This window comes from Cupriavidus sp. FW305-F7 (genome assembly GCF_058782875.1).
The window spans coordinates 226,156-240,208 of sequence record NZ_JBYSYC010000004.1; the positions used below are offsets into that span (position 1 = coordinate 226,156).

15 protein-coding genes are annotated in these 14,053 nt (G+C 67.8%); 12 read left to right on the forward strand and 3 right to left on the reverse strand.

Annotated features, from left to right (window positions below):
• Positions 1-45: 45 nt before the first annotated feature.
• From AC3WL8_RS05880 to AC3WL8_RS05890, 3 genes are all read left to right on the forward strand, one after another.
• Positions 46-777 carry a YceH family protein gene (locus AC3WL8_RS05880; protein WP_211981200.1) on the forward strand — a complete coding sequence of 244 codons (732 nt, stop codon included), beginning with the start codon at positions 46-48 and terminating at the stop codon, positions 775-777.
• 226 nt (positions 778-1,003) lie between these two features.
• Positions 1,004-1,906 carry a patatin-like phospholipase family protein gene (locus AC3WL8_RS05885; protein WP_211981199.1) on the forward strand — a complete coding sequence of 301 codons (903 nt, stop codon included), beginning with the start codon at positions 1,004-1,006 and terminating at the stop codon, positions 1,904-1,906.
• Positions 1,907-2,056: 150 nt separating this feature from the next.
• Positions 2,057-2,656 carry a TetR/AcrR family transcriptional regulator gene (locus tag AC3WL8_RS05890; RefSeq protein WP_013952721.1) on the forward strand — a complete coding sequence of 200 codons (600 nt, stop codon included), beginning with the start codon at positions 2,057-2,059 and terminating at the stop codon, positions 2,654-2,656.
• Positions 2,657-2,665: 9 nt separating this feature from the next.
• Here the strand turns inward: AC3WL8_RS05890 and AC3WL8_RS05895 are convergent, their stop codons facing one another.
• Positions 2,666-3,172, reverse strand: a complete 507-nt coding sequence (locus AC3WL8_RS05895) for a hypothetical protein (protein ID WP_211981197.1) — start codon at positions 3,170-3,172, stop codon at positions 2,666-2,668.
• A 212-nt stretch (positions 3,173-3,384) separates the two neighbouring features.
• Complete coding sequence (locus AC3WL8_RS05900) at positions 3,385-3,627, reverse strand: Hpt domain-containing protein (protein WP_228772383.1); 243 nt, start codon at positions 3,625-3,627, stop codon at positions 3,385-3,387.
• A gap of 136 nt (positions 3,628-3,763) precedes the next feature.
• Between AC3WL8_RS05900 and AC3WL8_RS05905 the strand changes: the two genes are divergently transcribed.
• Genes AC3WL8_RS05905 through AC3WL8_RS05915 form a run of 3 tightly spaced genes read left to right on the forward strand, consistent with a single transcriptional unit; the run spans position 3,764 to position 5,297 of the window.
• A complete protein-coding gene (locus AC3WL8_RS05905; RefSeq protein WP_249221354.1) occupies positions 3,764-3,976 on the forward strand; it encodes a hypothetical protein in 213 nt (70 codons plus the stop codon).
• A 14-nt stretch (positions 3,977-3,990) separates the two neighbouring features.
• Complete coding sequence (locus tag AC3WL8_RS05910) at positions 3,991-5,088, forward strand: ATP-binding protein (RefSeq protein WP_492377997.1); 1,098 nt, start codon at positions 3,991-3,993, stop codon at positions 5,086-5,088.
• Positions 5,085-5,297 carry a hypothetical protein gene (locus AC3WL8_RS05915; RefSeq protein ID WP_492377998.1) on the forward strand — a complete coding sequence of 71 codons (213 nt, stop codon included), beginning with the start codon at positions 5,085-5,087 and terminating at the stop codon, positions 5,295-5,297. Before AC3WL8_RS05910 ends, AC3WL8_RS05915 begins: the two co-directional genes overlap by 4 nt.
• A gap of 44 nt (positions 5,298-5,341) precedes the next feature.
• On the opposite strand, the gene AC3WL8_RS05920 is transcribed toward AC3WL8_RS05915, so the two are convergent.
• Positions 5,342-5,815: an Lrp/AsnC family transcriptional regulator gene (locus AC3WL8_RS05920; protein ID WP_010812428.1), complete on the reverse strand. Its 474-nt coding sequence runs from the start codon at positions 5,813-5,815 to the stop codon at positions 5,342-5,344.
• 229 nt (positions 5,816-6,044) lie between these two features.
• Between AC3WL8_RS05920 and hppD the strand changes: the two genes are divergently transcribed.
• The 6 genes from hppD to AC3WL8_RS05950 all read left to right on the forward strand — a co-directional run bounded on the left by hppD (position 6,045) and on the right by AC3WL8_RS05950 (position 14,038).
• Positions 6,045-7,124, forward strand: coding sequence for a 4-hydroxyphenylpyruvate dioxygenase (gene hppD / locus AC3WL8_RS05925; RefSeq protein ID WP_013952717.1), 1,080 nt, complete (start codon positions 6,045-6,047; stop codon positions 7,122-7,124).
• A 187-nt stretch (positions 7,125-7,311) separates the two neighbouring features.
• A complete protein-coding gene (locus tag AC3WL8_RS05930; protein WP_492377999.1) occupies positions 7,312-8,706 on the forward strand; it encodes an amino acid permease in 1,395 nt (464 codons plus the stop codon).
• Between the two features lie 108 nt (positions 8,707-8,814).
• The gene (locus AC3WL8_RS05935; RefSeq protein ID WP_013952715.1) at positions 8,815-10,011 is read left to right on the forward strand and encodes an amino acid aminotransferase; all 1,197 of its coding nucleotides are present in this window, start codon (positions 8,815-8,817) and stop codon (positions 10,009-10,011) included.
• 236 nt (positions 10,012-10,247) lie between these two features.
• The gene (locus tag AC3WL8_RS05940) at positions 10,248-10,820 is read left to right on the forward strand and encodes a 2Fe-2S iron-sulfur cluster-binding protein (RefSeq protein WP_211981195.1); all 573 of its coding nucleotides are present in this window, start codon (positions 10,248-10,250) and stop codon (positions 10,818-10,820) included.
• Between the two features lie 9 nt (positions 10,821-10,829).
• Complete coding sequence (locus AC3WL8_RS05945; protein WP_211981193.1) at positions 10,830-11,828, forward strand: FAD binding domain-containing protein; 999 nt, start codon at positions 10,830-10,832, stop codon at positions 11,826-11,828.
• The gene (locus tag AC3WL8_RS05950; RefSeq protein WP_492378000.1) at positions 11,825-14,038 is read left to right on the forward strand and encodes a xanthine dehydrogenase family protein molybdopterin-binding subunit; all 2,214 of its coding nucleotides are present in this window, start codon (positions 11,825-11,827) and stop codon (positions 14,036-14,038) included. Before AC3WL8_RS05945 ends, AC3WL8_RS05950 begins: the two co-directional genes overlap by 4 nt.
• The last annotated feature ends 15 nt before the right edge of the window (positions 14,039-14,053 follow it).

Sequence of the window (14,053 nt, forward strand, 5' to 3'; positions counted from 1 at the left end):
GGCGTGTCGGCATTCGCCGTCACCTTCAGCAAAAAACCAGTCTTGATGCAATCCAACCATGATTCCGACGCCAGCCAGACTGGCGACCGTCCCGCCCGTCCGGCATTGCGCCCCCTGACGCCTGTCGAAGGCCGCGTGCTCGGCGTGCTGGTCGAAAAACAGCACACCGTGCCCGATACCTACCCGCTGTCGCTCAATGCGCTGGTCTCGGGCTGCAACCAGAAGACCGCCCGCGCCCCGGTGATGAACGTCAGCGAGGCCGAGATCCTTGAAGCCATCGACGGCCTCAAGGGCCTGAGCCTGGTCTTTGAAGGCAGCAGCAGCCGCGTGCCGCGCTTCGAACACAATATGCAGCGCGTGCTAGCCGTGCCCAGCCAGTCCGTCGCGCTGCTGGCGCTGCTGCTGCTGCGCGGCCCGCAGACCGCAGCGGAGCTGCGCCTGAATACCGCGCGCCTGCACGGCTTTGCCGATATCTCGTCGGTCGAGGCCTTCCTTGACGAACTGGCCAGCCATGCGCCGCCCTTTGTCGTCCGGCTGCCGCGCGCGCCGGGCGCACGCGAAAATCGCTGGATGCACCTGCTGAGCGGCGAAGTGAGCGCCGCAGCGGATGCCGACGATGCCGAACGCACCACCGGCGGCGCCACCGCCTCGCCGGGCGAGCTCGAACAGCTGCGCGCCGAGCAGCAGGCCCTGACCGAGAAGGTGGCGAAGCTGCAAAGCCTGGTCGAACACATGGCCGGGCAACTTGGCATCCCCGTCGACGAGTTTCTCGACTGACACCCCGCCTGCGCCATACCTGACGGTACCGAACACCCCGCTGCCAGACAGCATTGGTGGTTGGTGGATATTGTAGGCGGTTAATTGCGTTATTAGCTTGCGAAGGCGGAGCCACAGACTCAGACCGTAGCGCGGCAGACGACTTGCCGTTCGACCTGCCCGATGGCCCGGATGTCGCCTATGCTTTGCTCAGGACCGCAGACTGGACAGGGAGACCGGCGCAGACATGGACAAGACAGCCTTCGTATTTGCCGGCGGCGGCAGCCTGGGTGCGATCCAGGTCGGCATGCTGCGCGAACTGGTGGCGTGGGGCGTGATGCCCGATATCGTGATCGGCGCCTCGGCCGGCGCCATCAACGGCGCCTACTTTGCCTGCAATCCGGGCGTGGCCGGCGCCGGCCGGCTTGACGCGCTGTGGCGCGGCATCCGGCGTTCGGACATCCTGCCGTGGAGCTGGCGCAGCGTCTGGAGCATGTTCGGCGGCAACCGCGGCCACCTGGTCGAGGCGGCCGGGCTGCGCGCGCTGCTGGCGCAGCACTTCGGGCCGCGGCGGCTGGAGGCAGCGGAACTGCAGCTGCATGTGGTGGCGACCGACATGCAAAGCGGCGACGAGGTCTTGCTGTCCAGCGGCAGCATCGTCGACGCGGTGCTGGCCAGCGCGGCCATCCCCGGCGTGTTCCCGCCGGTACAGTTCGAGGGCCGCACGCTGATCGACGGCGGCGTGGCCAACAACACCCCGGTATCCACCGCGGTCGCACTGGGTGCCACGCGCGTGATCGTGCTTCCCGCGGGCTTCACCTGTGCTGAGCGCCGCCCGCCGCGCGGCGCGCTGGAGCATGCGTTCAACGCGCTCTCGCTGCTGGTGGCGCGCCAGCTCGTGCACGACCTGCAGCACTTCGCCGACCGCGCGCAGATCAGCGTGGTGCCACCGCTGTGCCCGCTCGACATCTCGCCCTACGACTACTCCAAATGCGGCGAACTGATCGACCGCGCCGCGGCCACCACCGCGCAGTGGCTGCAAGGCAAGGGGCTGGACAGCCAGCGCATACCTAGCGCGCTGGCGCCGCATTCGCACGACGAAGCGGCGCCTAGCTGCAGCGCCGACATCCCGGCGTCGGCGCCCCACTGAAGCGGCTGAGCACGGGTTGGAAGTACACGAACGGATTGTGCCGCGACGCATACTGGTCGCCCTTGTACCGGCCCTTGTCGACGCGGACCAAGGCCTGCCCACGCTGCCCGCGCGCCAGGCTGCCCTCTGGCCATTGCTACAATCCGACAGATGTCCACCCAAGCCGAACGCAGCGCCAGCACCCGCCAGTCCCTAATCGACGCCGCCGCGGCCTTGCTCATCGAGCAAGGCTATGCGGCCTTTTCAGAAGCGCGCGTGTGCGAGCTGGCCGGCAGCAGCCGCGGCTCCCTGCGGCACCATTTCCCCGAAGGCCGCTATGACCTGCTGCCAGCCATGCTCACCTGGCTGCTGGAGCGCGAGGCGGCGCGCCTGGCCGCGCTGGGCCCGCTCAGCCCTTCGCTGCGCCTGCACCTGATGCTGCATGTCCTGGCGACCCGCCCACAGCGGCATACCTCGCTGGCCATACTGGAGGTGTGGATGGCAACGCGTGGCGACGCGCGCCTGGCCACGGCCGTGCGTGCGCCGCTGGAGGCCGTGCCGCAGATGCTGTTCGGCCAGCCGCCGGACGCGCCGCCAGAGCCGGAATGGCTGGCGCTGCGCTGTTTCCTGCACGGCGCCACGCTGCACAGCTTTGCACCGGACTATGACGGCCAGGACTTGTCCGCAGCGGTGCGCTGGCTGATGGCGCGCCTGCCGGCCCCGGCCGGGCTGGACGCCTTGCTGGCGCGCATGCACGCGGACTGGTTGTGAAGCGCCGGATCAGGGCAGCCGCGCCAGCAACCGGTCGCCCAGCGTAGGCGGCAGCGCCAGGCGCCCTGCCTTGCCAGGCGCCGCGGCATCGAAGACCACGGCCTGGCCGTCCCAACTGAGCCGCACCGGCCCGCTGCTGTTGAAGGTGCGCTGGGCCAGCACGCGGTTGCGCTCCACGCCGTAGATGCGCAGCAACACCCGCTCCCGGCCCAGATAGCAGTATTCCGCTGCGTACCGCGCAGCAGCATCCAACGACGGCAGGTGCCGGCAGTTATGCGCGCCGGCCCGCTCCCAGGCGCCGTGGCCATAGGCAATGGCGGTCCAGATACCACCGAGCGCCAGCAGCCGCCCCGCGGTGACCCGTGCCAGCCGCTGCGCGCGGGCCTTGCGCCCGTCCGGGGTGGCCAACACGTGCGACACCACGCGATACACCGCCAACCCCAGCAGCAGCATCGTCACCGCCGCCAGGTGGAAATAGAACGCCGAATCCGGCATTGACGCCATGATCTGACCCATGCCCGCTCCCGGAAAATATCGTCAAACTACCGTCCCGCCGAAATTAAAATCTGGCGCCCGTGCCGTCATATAAATCCGCACCGCATTAATCGGCGCCATTAATTCCAGAATATTGAAAATCGCCGCCCTGATATATCCGAGCATAATCAACCGACCTCACCGGGCCAATCCGGTGTATTCCCGCACCGGACCTGCCGGCGACCGCCGCGGTCTTATTTTTCTGATGGCAGCGCCGCGAGCAGGATGAGCAGCCGCGCTACCGTAGGCGCCACGATCGCGGCCAGCGCAGCAGCGTTGGCGGAATCGCCGTCGCCGGCGGCGTGCTCCAGGCGCTGGGCGAAAGCACGCAAGCCGTGGCAGCCGACGTAGTGGGCAGATGCCTTGAGCCGGTGGGCGACGCTGCGCACCGTGTCGAGCGCACCGTCCGGAGGGCGGCCCGCGCCAGCGCCCGCCATGGTGCCATCCCTGGCTGATAGGCCTGTTGCCTCGCCCGAGGCACCTGCCCTGCAACCAGCCCCGCCACCGGCGATCCGCACGCCAGCGCCCCGCAGCGCCCCACCACCGCACGCAAGGCCACAGGCGCATTGGCAGGTGCTGGGGTGGACGACCGGACTGCTCTGCCTGCTGACGACATGCCTGCTGGCATGGATCTTCGTGCTGTATCGCGAGGTGCGCCGGCGCCGGGCCGCGGAGATTGCGCTGAAGGACAACATCGCGATCCAGTCGGCGCTGCTCGACGGCATTCCCCAGCCCGTCTACCTGCGCGATGCCTCGCTGCGGCTCATCACCTGCACGTCGACCTGACCGAACGCCACGACATGCTGGCCGAGCTGGCGCACGCCAAGACCGAAGCCGAGGCCGCCAACCGCGCCAAGTCCACCTTCCTGGCCTCGGTCAGCCATGAGATCCGCACCCCGATGAACGCCGTCACCGGCATGCTGGAGCTGACCCTGGCGCGCTGCCAGCTGGCCGAGCAGGAACGCCTGCAGCTGGTCACCGCGCACAAGTCGGCGCTGGGCCTGCAGGCGCTGATCGACGACATCCTGGACCTGTCCAAGATGGAGGCCGGCAAGTTCAGCATCCACCCGGCACCCGTTTCGCTGCCCGGGCTGGTCAAGGATACGCTGCTGATCTTCGGTCCGGTGGCGGCGCAGAAGGGCCTGCCACTGACCAGCGGCATCGGCGCCGCCGTCGCGCCACTGCACCAGGTCGATGCGCTGCGTTTCCGTCAGATCATGGCCAACCTGGTGTCCAACGCGGTGCGCTTCACCGACAGCGGCACGATCCATGTCAGGCTTGACGCGCTGGCGCCTCGCGACGGCGTGCAGCAGGTCATGCTGACCGTCTCCGACACCGGCATCGGGATTCCCGCCGACGCGCAGGCGCGGATGTTTGAACCCTTCGAACAGGTGCATGACCGCACCCGCCCCCATGCCGGCGGCACCGGGCTGGGGCTGGCAATCTGCCAGCGCCTGGCCAGCGCGATGGGAGGCCAGATCTCGCTGTCCAGCCAGCCGGGCCAGGGCACGCGCGTCATGGTGACGCTGCCGCTGACGCTTGCCGTCGCCACGGAACTGCCCGAGCCGGTGCCGCCGCCCACGGCGGGCTGCGCACGGCGCCGGGTCAACGTCCTGGTGGTCGAGGACCATGCGCCCAACCGGTTGCTGCTGCAGCGCCAGCTGGAACACCTGGGCCACCGCGTAAGCACCGCCTGTGATGGCCGCGAAGCGCTGGCCAGGCAGGACCAGGCCAGCTTCGACGTGATCGGGTGCGACTGCGCCATGCCGGTCATGGACGCCTGGCATTCGCACGGGCGGTGCGCGCGCGCAAGGATGCCTGCGGCGGCGTGCCGGCGATCGGCTGCACGGCGAGCGCCGTCGCGGCGGACCACGCCGCGGCACTGGCGGCGGGCATGAATGCCGTGATCGTCAAGCCGGTTGGCCTGCAGGTGCTGGATGCGGCGGTGGCAAAAGCCTGCGCCAGTGGCTGCCGGGCGCGCAGGGTGGCCGTGCCAGTGCAGGCCAGCACGCCCGATCGCCAGGCCGGCACGCGTGACGAGGCCGCCCACTGCGGCGTCAAGCCCGGCTCGCGGTCCGTCATGGTGCGCATGTGTGCCGGGCGATGAACGTGCAGTGCGACCGCCTCGACCAGCCGGAAGACTAAGCCCGCTCAGGCCTCCAGCGGCACCGCGCTGGTGCACTTGATCTCGTCCAGGCACACGCTGGACTTCACGCCGCTGACACCCGGGATACGCATCAGCGTATCGAGCAGGAAGTCAGACAGCGACTTCAGGTCCTTGGCGACCACCTTCAGCACGTAGTCGATATCCCCGGTCACCGAGAAGCATTCCTGGATCTGTGCCAGCTCCGCCACCAGGCGCTTGAAGTTGGACAGGTCGCGGATATGCCCGCGCTCCATCGTCACATGGATAAAGGCCACCACGCCAAAGCCCAGCGCCGCCGCATCCAGCCGCGCCTCGTAGCGCTTGACCAGCCCGGCCTCTTCCAGGCGGCGGTGGCGCCGCAAAGTCTGCGCCGGCGACAGCGCGATGGCCTCGGCCAGTTCCAGGTTGGAAGCCCGCCCCTGCTCCTGCAACACCCCCAGCAAGCGGCGATCGGTACGGTCCAGCTCGATCGATTGCACTTTGATTTCCTCATATCAGCGATTCACGCAATCAGATTTCATAATCTAGGGTTTCCCTGCCTGTTTTACGAAATCCAATTTTGCCGTCCGGAATATACACTGCATCCCAAGCAAGCGCACTACAGGCATGTCCTGTAAGAGGTTCCGCCGAGCCGACTGACACCGGCACGACCCCGCCGCCAAGTGCCGCCGCCACAATATTATTTCCCGCCCCTTTAGTGAGAAAGCCATGGCCGACCTGTTTGACAACCCGATGCAGCTGATGGGCTTCGAATTCGTGGAATTCGCCTCGCCCACCCCCAACGTGCTTGAGCCGCTGTTCGAGCAGATGGGCTTTACGCTGGTGGCAAAGCACCGCTCCAAGGACGTGGTGCTGTACCGCCAGGGCGAAGTGAACTTCATCGTCAACCGCGAGCCGCACAGCCACGCCGCCTACTTTGCCGCCGAACACGGCCCGAGCGCCTGCGGCATGGCTTTCCGCGTCAAGGATTCGCACAAGGCCTACGCCCGCGCGCTGGAACTGGGTGCACAGCCGGTGGAGATCCCGACCGGCCCGATGGAACTGCGCCTGCCCGCGATCAAGGGCATCGGCGGCGCGCCGCTGTACCTGATCGACCGTTTCGAGGAAGGCAAGTCGATCTATGACATCGACTTCGAATTCATCGAAGGCGTCGACCGCCACCCGGTCGGCCACGGCCTCAAGCTGATCGACCACCTGACCCACAACGTCTACCGTGGCCGCATGGCTTATTGGGCCAATTTCTACGAAAAGCTGTTCAACTTCCGCGAAATCCGCTACTTCGACATCCAGGGCGAATACACCGGCCTGACCTCCAAGGCGATGACCGCGCCGGATGGTAAAATCCGCATCCCGCTGAACGAGGAATCGTCCAAGGGCGCCGGGCAGATCGAAGAGTTCCTGATGGCCTTCAACGGCGAGGGTATCCAGCATATCGCCTTCCTGACCGACAACCTGATCGAGGTCATCGACCGCCTGCAACTGGCAGGCGTGCCGCTGATGACCGCGCCGAACGACTACTACTACGAAGCACTGGACAAGCGCCTGCCCGGCCACGGCCAGCCTGTGGAGCAACTGAAGTCGCGCGGCATCCTGCTGGACGGCACCACCGAAGGCGGCAAGCCTCGCCTGCTGCTGCAGATCTTCTCCAAGACCGCGCTCGGCCCGGTGTTCTTCGAGTTCATCCAGCGCCGCGGCGACGAAGGCTTCGGCGAAGGCAACTTCAAGGCCCTGTTCGAGTCGCTGGAACGCGACCAGATCGAACGCGGCACGCTCAAGGTCGAGGCCTGACCGGCATCGGCCTTCCCTGACCGGCAGCCCTTGACGGGCACAGCCGGGTCCGGAAACGCGCACACCACCTTCGCGGCAGTCACCCTGCCGCGCGGGTGGTGACGTCCCCCAGGCCCAAGCGTTCGACTCAATACAAGCCAGAAACGCGGGCCCGCATTCCATGAGAATGGGTAGAGGAAACAACTGAATGCATGCAAGCAGCAATGACGGCACGCTCAAGCGCGGCCTGAAGAACCGGCATATCCAGCTGATCGCGCTGGGTGGCGCCATCGGCACCGGCCTTTTCCTGGGCATCGCCCAGACCATTAAGATGGCGGGCCCCTCGGTCCTGCTGGGCTATGCGATCGCCGGCATCGTGGCGTTCTTCATCATGCGCCAGCTGGGCGAGATGGTGGTGGACGAGCCCGTTGCCGGCTCGTTCAGCTACTTCGCCGACAAATACTGCGGCCACTTCGCCGGCTTCCTGTCGGGCTGGAACTACTGGGTGCTGTACATCCTGGTGAGCATGGCCGAGCTTTCGGCCGTTGGCATCTACGTGCAGTACTGGTGGCCCGAGATCCCGACCTGGGTCTCGGCGCTGGCCTTCTTCGTGATCATCAACGCGATCAACCTGTCGAGCGTGAAATCCTTCGGCGAGATGGAGTTCTGGTTCTCGATCATCAAGGTCGCGGCCATCATCGGCATGATCGGCTTCGGCGGCTACCTGCTGGCGTCCGGCAATGCCGGCCCGCAAGCGAGCGTGGCCAACCTGTGGCAGCACGGCGGCTTCTTCCCCAACGGCATGGGCGGCCTGGTGATGGCCATGGCGGTGATCATGTTCTCGTTCGGCGGGCTGGAGCTGGTGGGCATCACCGCGGCCGAGGCGGATTCGCCCGAGAAGACCATCCCCAAGGCCACCAACCAGGTGATCTACCGCATCCTGATCTTCTACGTGGGCGCGCTGGCAGTGCTGCTGTCGCTGTACCCGTGGGAGAACGTGGTCACCGGCGGCAGCCCGTTCGTGCTGATCTTCCACGCGCTGAACAGCAACTGGGTGGCCAATGTGCTGAACGTGGTGGTGCTGACTGCGGCGCTGTCGGTCTACAACAGCGGCGTGTACTGCAACAGCCGCATGCTGTACGGCCTGGCCCAGCAAGGCAACGCCCCCAAGGCGCTGCTCAAGGTCAACCAGCGCGGCATTCCGCTGACGGCACTGGCGTTCTCGGCCGTGGCCACCGCGGCCTGCGTGGTGATCAACTACTTCATGCCCGGCAAGGCGTTTGAGATGCTGATGGGCCTGGTGGTGTCGGCGCTCATCATCAACTGGGCGATGATCAGCCTGATCCACCTGAAGTTCCGCGCCGACAAGCGCCGCGCGGGCCAGGCCACGAAGTTCCAGAGCTGGGGCTATCCGCTCACCAACTACCTGTGCCTGGTGTTCCTGGCCGGCATCCTGGTGGTGATGTACCTGACGCCTGGCCTGCGCCTCTCGGTCTACCTGATCCCGGTGTGGCTGGTGGTGCTCGGCGTGAGCTACCTGGTGCGCCAGAAAAACGCGGCCGCCGCGCTGCAAAGCGGCGTGGCCGCCCAGCAACTGCGCTGAGCGGCAAGGCGGCGCCTGCAGGCTGCGGGCGCCGCCGGTTAGAATTCAGGCTGCGCGACGCCCCCTGCGCCGCGGCAGCTGCCCCCCGACCCAATTCCATCGCACCCCATGTTTGCACACATCGAGGCATTTCCCGGCGATCCGATCCTCTCGCTCAACGAGGACTTCCAGCGCGACCCGCGTACCGACAAGGTCAACCTGAGCATCGGCATCTACTTTGACGACGAGGGCCGCCTGCCGGTGATGCAGGCCGTGGCCAAGGCCGAAGCCGCGCTGCTGGCCGACATGGGCCCGCGCCCCTACCTGCCGATGTCGGGCCTGGTGGCCTACCGCAACGCGGTGCAGGCGCTGGTGTTCGGCGAAGACTCGCCGGCGCGCGCCGCCGGCCGCATCGCCACGCTGCAGACGCTGGGCGGCTCGGGCGCGCTGCGCGTGGGCGCTGATTTCCTCAAGCGCTACTACCCGCAGGCGCAGGTGTGGATCAGCGATCCCAGCTGGGAAAACCACCGCGTGGTGTTCGAGCGCGCCGGCTTCACCGTCAATACCTACCCGTACTATGACGACGCCACCGGCGGCCTGAAGTTCGACGCGATGATGGACGCGCTGCGCGCCATCCCCGCGGGCAGCATCGTGCTGCTGCACGCCTGCTGCCACAACCCGACCGGCGTGGACCTGAACCAGGACCAGTGGCGCCAGCTGATCGCGCTGCTCAAGGCCAACCAGCTGCTGCCGTTTGTCGACATGGCCTACCAGGGCTTTGGCGCAGGCCTGGAAGACGACGCCTTCGCCATCCGCGAGCTGGTGGCGCAGGATGTGCCCTGTCTGGTGGCCAACTCGTTCTCGAAGAACTTCTCGCTGTACGGCGAGCGCTGCGGCGGCCTGAGCGTGTTCTGCAACACCGCCGGCGAAGCCGCCAACGTGCTGGGCCAGCTGACCGGCGCGGTGCGCGCCAACTACAGCAACCCGCCCACGCACGGCGCGCGCGTGGTGGCCAAGGTGCTGACCACGCCCGAGCTGCGCCAGCTGTGGGAAGAAGAACTGGCCCAGATGTGCAACCGCATCGCGCGCATGCGCGAGGCGATCCACCACAACCTGCGCGACCATGTCAGCGGCGAGGCCCTGTCGCGCTACCTGACCCAGCGCGGCATGTTCACCTACACCGGCCTCACCGCCGACCAGGCCGAGCGCCTGCGCGAGCAGCACGGCGTGTACCTGCTGCGCTCGGGCCGCATGTGCGTGGCCGGGCTGAACGAGCGCAATGTCGGCATCGTGGCCAAGGCCATCGGGAGTGTGCTGCAGGGCTAAACCTGACGGCAGACGGCATTACCAGGCGGCGCCTTCGGGCGCCGTTTTTTTTGCGGCGCATGGGACGCGCCAGCGTAATTTCTACAAACGCCGTGGAGTTTTTGACTTTCCAGCCACGGCTTCCCCTGGCTTTCCTCAGGCCATCGCCACGGCCATCCCCGGCACTGAACTTGCAGCCTTCCTGCATCCCAGGCGCCGTCCCCCACCGTGCCGGAGTCCCCACAGAAGGCCCGCAAATGTCCGAAGACAAGGCCCCCGCCCAGTGCAGCACCGCCCTGCCCCCCGGCGCCGCTGCCCGCCCGGTCACGCTGCATATCAACGGCAAGCCCTGCACGCTGCAGCTGGAGCCCCGCTGCACGCTGCTTGACGCGCTGCGCGAAGTGATCCACCTGACCGGCGCCAAGAAGGGCTGCGACCGCGGCCAGTGCGGCGCCTGCACGGTGCTGGTTGACGGGCGGCGCATCAACGCCTGCCTGACGCTGGCGGTGATGCAGGAAGGCCGCCAGATCACCACCATCGAAGGCCTGGCCAGCGGCGACACGCTGCATCCGATGCAGGCCGCCTTCATCGCGCACGACGCGCTGCAGTGCGGCTTCTGCACGCCCGGCCAGATCTGCTCTGCGGTGGGCATGCTGGCCGAGGCGCAGGCCGGTGAGGCGAGCGCGGTCCAGTCGCTGCGCCCGGCGGCCCTGCCGCTCAGCGACGATGAAATCCGCGAGCGCATGAGCGGCAACCTGTGCCGCTGCGGCGCCTACCCCAATATCGTTGCCGCGGTCCGCGAGGTCTGCAACCGGCACGGCAGCCGCTGAGGACCGGGCATGAATCCTTTTTCCTATGAACGGCCCGAGTCTGTCGACGACGCCATGCGCCTGGGCGGCCAGCCGGGGGCGCGCTATGTCGCCGGTGGCACCAACCTGCTCGACCTGGTCAAGGCCGGCGTGGAAGCGCCACGGCTGCTGGTAGATGTCAGCCGGCTGCCGCTGGCCCAGGTGGCAGCGCTGCCCGACCGCGGCCTGCGCATCGGCGCGATGGTCAGCAACACTGATGCGGCCAACCACCCACTGGTGCGCGAACGCTATCCGCTGCTGGCGCAAGCGCTGCTGGCGGGCGCCTGCGGGCAACTGCGCAATATGGCCACGGTGGGCGGCAACCTGCTGCAGCGCACGCGCTGCCACTACTTCTACGATCCCGGCTTCCCCGCCTGCAACAAGCGCAAGCCCGGCTCCGGCTGCGGCGCGCGCGATGGCATCAACCGCATCCACGCCATCCTGGGCGCAAGCGAGCAATGCATCGCCGTGCATCCGTCCGATATGTGCGTGGCACTGGCCGCGCTGGAAGCCGTGGTCGTGGTACGCGCCACCACCGGCGAGCGCCGCATCCCCATGGGCGACTTCCACCGGCTGCCTGGCGACACGCCGCAATGCGACACCATGCTGGCGCCGGGCGAGCTGATCGTCGCCATCGACCTGCCGCCTTCGCCCTATGCCGCCCATGCCCACTACCTGAAGGTGCGCGACCGCGCCAGCTTTGCCTTTGCGCTGGTCTCGGTGGCCGCGGCGCTGGAAATCGACAGCAACACCGTGCGCAGCGCCCGCCTGGCGCTGGGCGGCGTGGCGCACAAGCCGTGGCGCGTGCCGGCGGCGGAGCGGGCCCTGGCGGGCCGTCCGCTGAGCGCGCACAGCGCCGCCGAAGCCGCGCGGCTGCTGCTTGATGGCGCGCATCCCTATGCCCACAACGCTTTCAAGGTGGGACTGGCGCAACGTGCCGTGCTGCGCGCGCTGCAGGTCGCCAGCCGGCCGCAAGGAGCCTCAGCATGAGCGTAACCGGGGCCCCCCTCGACCGTGTCGACGGCATCCCAAAGGTCACCGGCCGCGCCCGCTATACCGCCGACCATCCGCTGCAGGGCCTGGCCCATGCGGTGATGGTGACCAGCACCATCCCCTGCGGCGAGATCACGTCGATGGACACCGCCGCCTGTGAGCGCATGCCAGGCGTGCGGCTGGTGATGACACCCTTCAATGCACCGCACCTGCCCAAGGGCGGAAAGGCCGCCGCGGACATTGCCACGGCCAGGCACGTCATGAGCCTGCTGCAGGACACCGCCATCCACTACAACAACCAGCCCATCGCCGTGGTCGTGGCCGACACCCTGGAGCAAGCGCGCGACGCCGCCCGCTGCCTGCCGGTGCAATACCGGCGCGCCGACGCCGTGCTGGACTTTGCGCAGGCCCGCACACAGGCACGCAAACCCGACGAGGACGAGGACGGATCGGCCGACAGCCATCGCGGCGATCCTGACGCCGGCCTGCGCAGCGCCGCCGCCGTGGTCGACACGGTCTACACCACGCCGATGGAAAACCATAACCCGATGGAGCCGCACGCCACCATCGCCGTCTGGGACGGCGGCGAGTTGACGCTGTACGACGCGACGCAATACGTCACCGGCGTCCGCAAGGTCGCATCGGCCACGTTCGGCATTCCCATGGAGAAGGTTCGCGTGATCTGCCCATACGTAGGCGGCGGTTTCGGCTGCAAGGGCTCGGTATGGTCCCACGTGATGCTGGCCGCGATGGCGGCGCGGCAGGCGGGCTGCCCGGTGAAGCTGGTGGTGGACCGGACGCAGATGTTCGGCACCGTAGGCGCGCGGCCCCTGACTGAGCAGCATCTGGTCGCTGCCGCGGCACAGGACGGCGCGCTGAGCGCAATCCGCCACGATGTGACCGCCGGCACCTCGATGATCGAAGACTGGCTTGAATCCGCGGCGCTGATCACGCGCCGGCTCTATGCCTGCCCCAACCTGCAGACCAGCCAGCGGCTGGTCAAGCTGAACATCGGCACCCCCACTTTCATGCGGGCGCCGGGCGAAGCCACTGGCAGCTTTGCGCTGGAATGCGCGCTGGACGAGCTGGCGGAACAGCTCGGCATCGACCCGGTCGCGCTGCGCCTGCGCAACCACGCCGATACCGACCCTGAGAAGCAGTTGCCGTTTTCCAGCAAATCGCTGCGTGAATGTTATCGGGAGGCCGCCGAGCGCTTCGACTGGGCGCGCCGCAACCCCGAACCGCGTTCGATGCACGCCAACGGCAAGCTGGTGGGCCTGGGCATGGCCACCGCGACCTATCCCACCTATCGTTCGGGCGCCAGCGCGATGGTGCGCCTGCTGCCGGACGGCACCGCACTGGTACGCTCCGGCTCGCAAGACCTCGGCACGGGCACCTATACGGTCATGACGCAGGTCGCAGCCGACGCACTGGGGCTGCCGCCCGAGCGCGTGCGCTTTGAACTGGGCGACACGGCCTTCCCCGAGGCCCCGGTGTCGGGGGGCTCGCAGTCGGTCGCCAGCGTCGCGCCTGCCGTGCAGCAAGCAGCCGCGGCCGCGCGCGGGCAACTGATCCGGCAAGCCGTGGCGGACCCGGCCTCGCCGCTGTCGGGCGTGCCGGCGAAAGACGTGGAGATTGCCGACGGCTGGCTGCAACGCCGCTCCGATCCGACGCAGCGCGAACCCGTGTCCGCGCCGATCACCCGCGCAGGTGGCCACGCGATCGAAGCGCGGGCCAGCGCCAAGCCCGGCAAGGAGCGGAAGCAATACGCAATGCACGCCTTTGGCGCGGTCTTTGCAGAGGTCCATGTCGATCCAGACCTGGGCGAGATCCGCGTCCGCCGCATCGTCGCCAGCTACGGCGTGGGCCGGCTGCTGAACCGCAAGACCGCGCACAGCCAGCTCAAGGGCGGCATTATCTGGGGCATCGGCATGGCGCTGCATGAGAAGACCGAGCTGGATCCCGTCACCGGGCGCGTGGCCAATGCCAACCTGGCCGAGTACCACGTGCCGGTCAATGCCGACGTCGGCACCATCGACGTGACAGTGGTGGACGAGGACGATCCACATATCAACGCGCTGGGCACCAAGGGCATCGGCGAGATCGGCATCGTCGGCGTGGCCGCGGCCATCGCCAATGCCGTGTACCATGCCACCGGCCGGCGCGTACGGGACCTGCCGATTACGCTGGACAAGCTGCTGGACTGAGACCCGCCCAGGCCC

Bases quoted from the DNA above. Each gene is read 5' to 3' on its own strand.
- AC3WL8_RS05940 (WP_211981195.1), top strand. From the start codon at position 10,248: ATGTCCGAAGACAAGGCCCCCGCCCAGTGCAGCACCGCCCTGCCCCCC.
- AC3WL8_RS05880 (WP_211981200.1), top strand. From the start codon at position 46: ATGCAATCCAACCATGATTCCGACGCCAGCCAGACTGGCGACCGTCCC.
- AC3WL8_RS05950 (WP_492378000.1), top strand. From the start codon at position 11,825: ATGAGCGTAACCGGGGCCCCCCTCGACCGTGTCGACGGCATCCCAAAG.
- AC3WL8_RS05890 (WP_013952721.1), top strand. From the start codon at position 2,057: ATGTCCACCCAAGCCGAACGCAGCGCCAGCACCCGCCAGTCCCTAATC.
- hppD (WP_013952717.1), top strand. From the start codon at position 6,045: ATGGCCGACCTGTTTGACAACCCGATGCAGCTGATGGGCTTCGAATTC.
- AC3WL8_RS05910 (WP_492377997.1), top strand. From the start codon at position 3,991: ATGCTGGCCGAGCTGGCGCACGCCAAGACCGAAGCCGAGGCCGCCAAC.
- AC3WL8_RS05945 (WP_211981193.1), top strand. From the start codon at position 10,830: ATGAATCCTTTTTCCTATGAACGGCCCGAGTCTGTCGACGACGCCATG.
- AC3WL8_RS05930 (WP_492377999.1), top strand. From the start codon at position 7,312: ATGCATGCAAGCAGCAATGACGGCACGCTCAAGCGCGGCCTGAAGAAC.
- AC3WL8_RS05895 (WP_211981197.1), bottom strand. From the start codon at position 3,172: ATGGGTCAGATCATGGCGTCAATGCCGGATTCGGCGTTCTATTTCCAC.
- AC3WL8_RS05915 (WP_492377998.1), top strand. From the start codon at position 5,085: ATGAATGCCGTGATCGTCAAGCCGGTTGGCCTGCAGGTGCTGGATGCG.
- AC3WL8_RS05885 (WP_211981199.1), top strand. From the start codon at position 1,004: ATGGACAAGACAGCCTTCGTATTTGCCGGCGGCGGCAGCCTGGGTGCG.
- AC3WL8_RS05900 (WP_228772383.1), bottom strand. From the start codon at position 3,627: ATGGCGGGCGCTGGCGCGGGCCGCCCTCCGGACGGTGCGCTCGACACG.
- AC3WL8_RS05935 (WP_013952715.1), top strand. From the start codon at position 8,815: ATGTTTGCACACATCGAGGCATTTCCCGGCGATCCGATCCTCTCGCTC.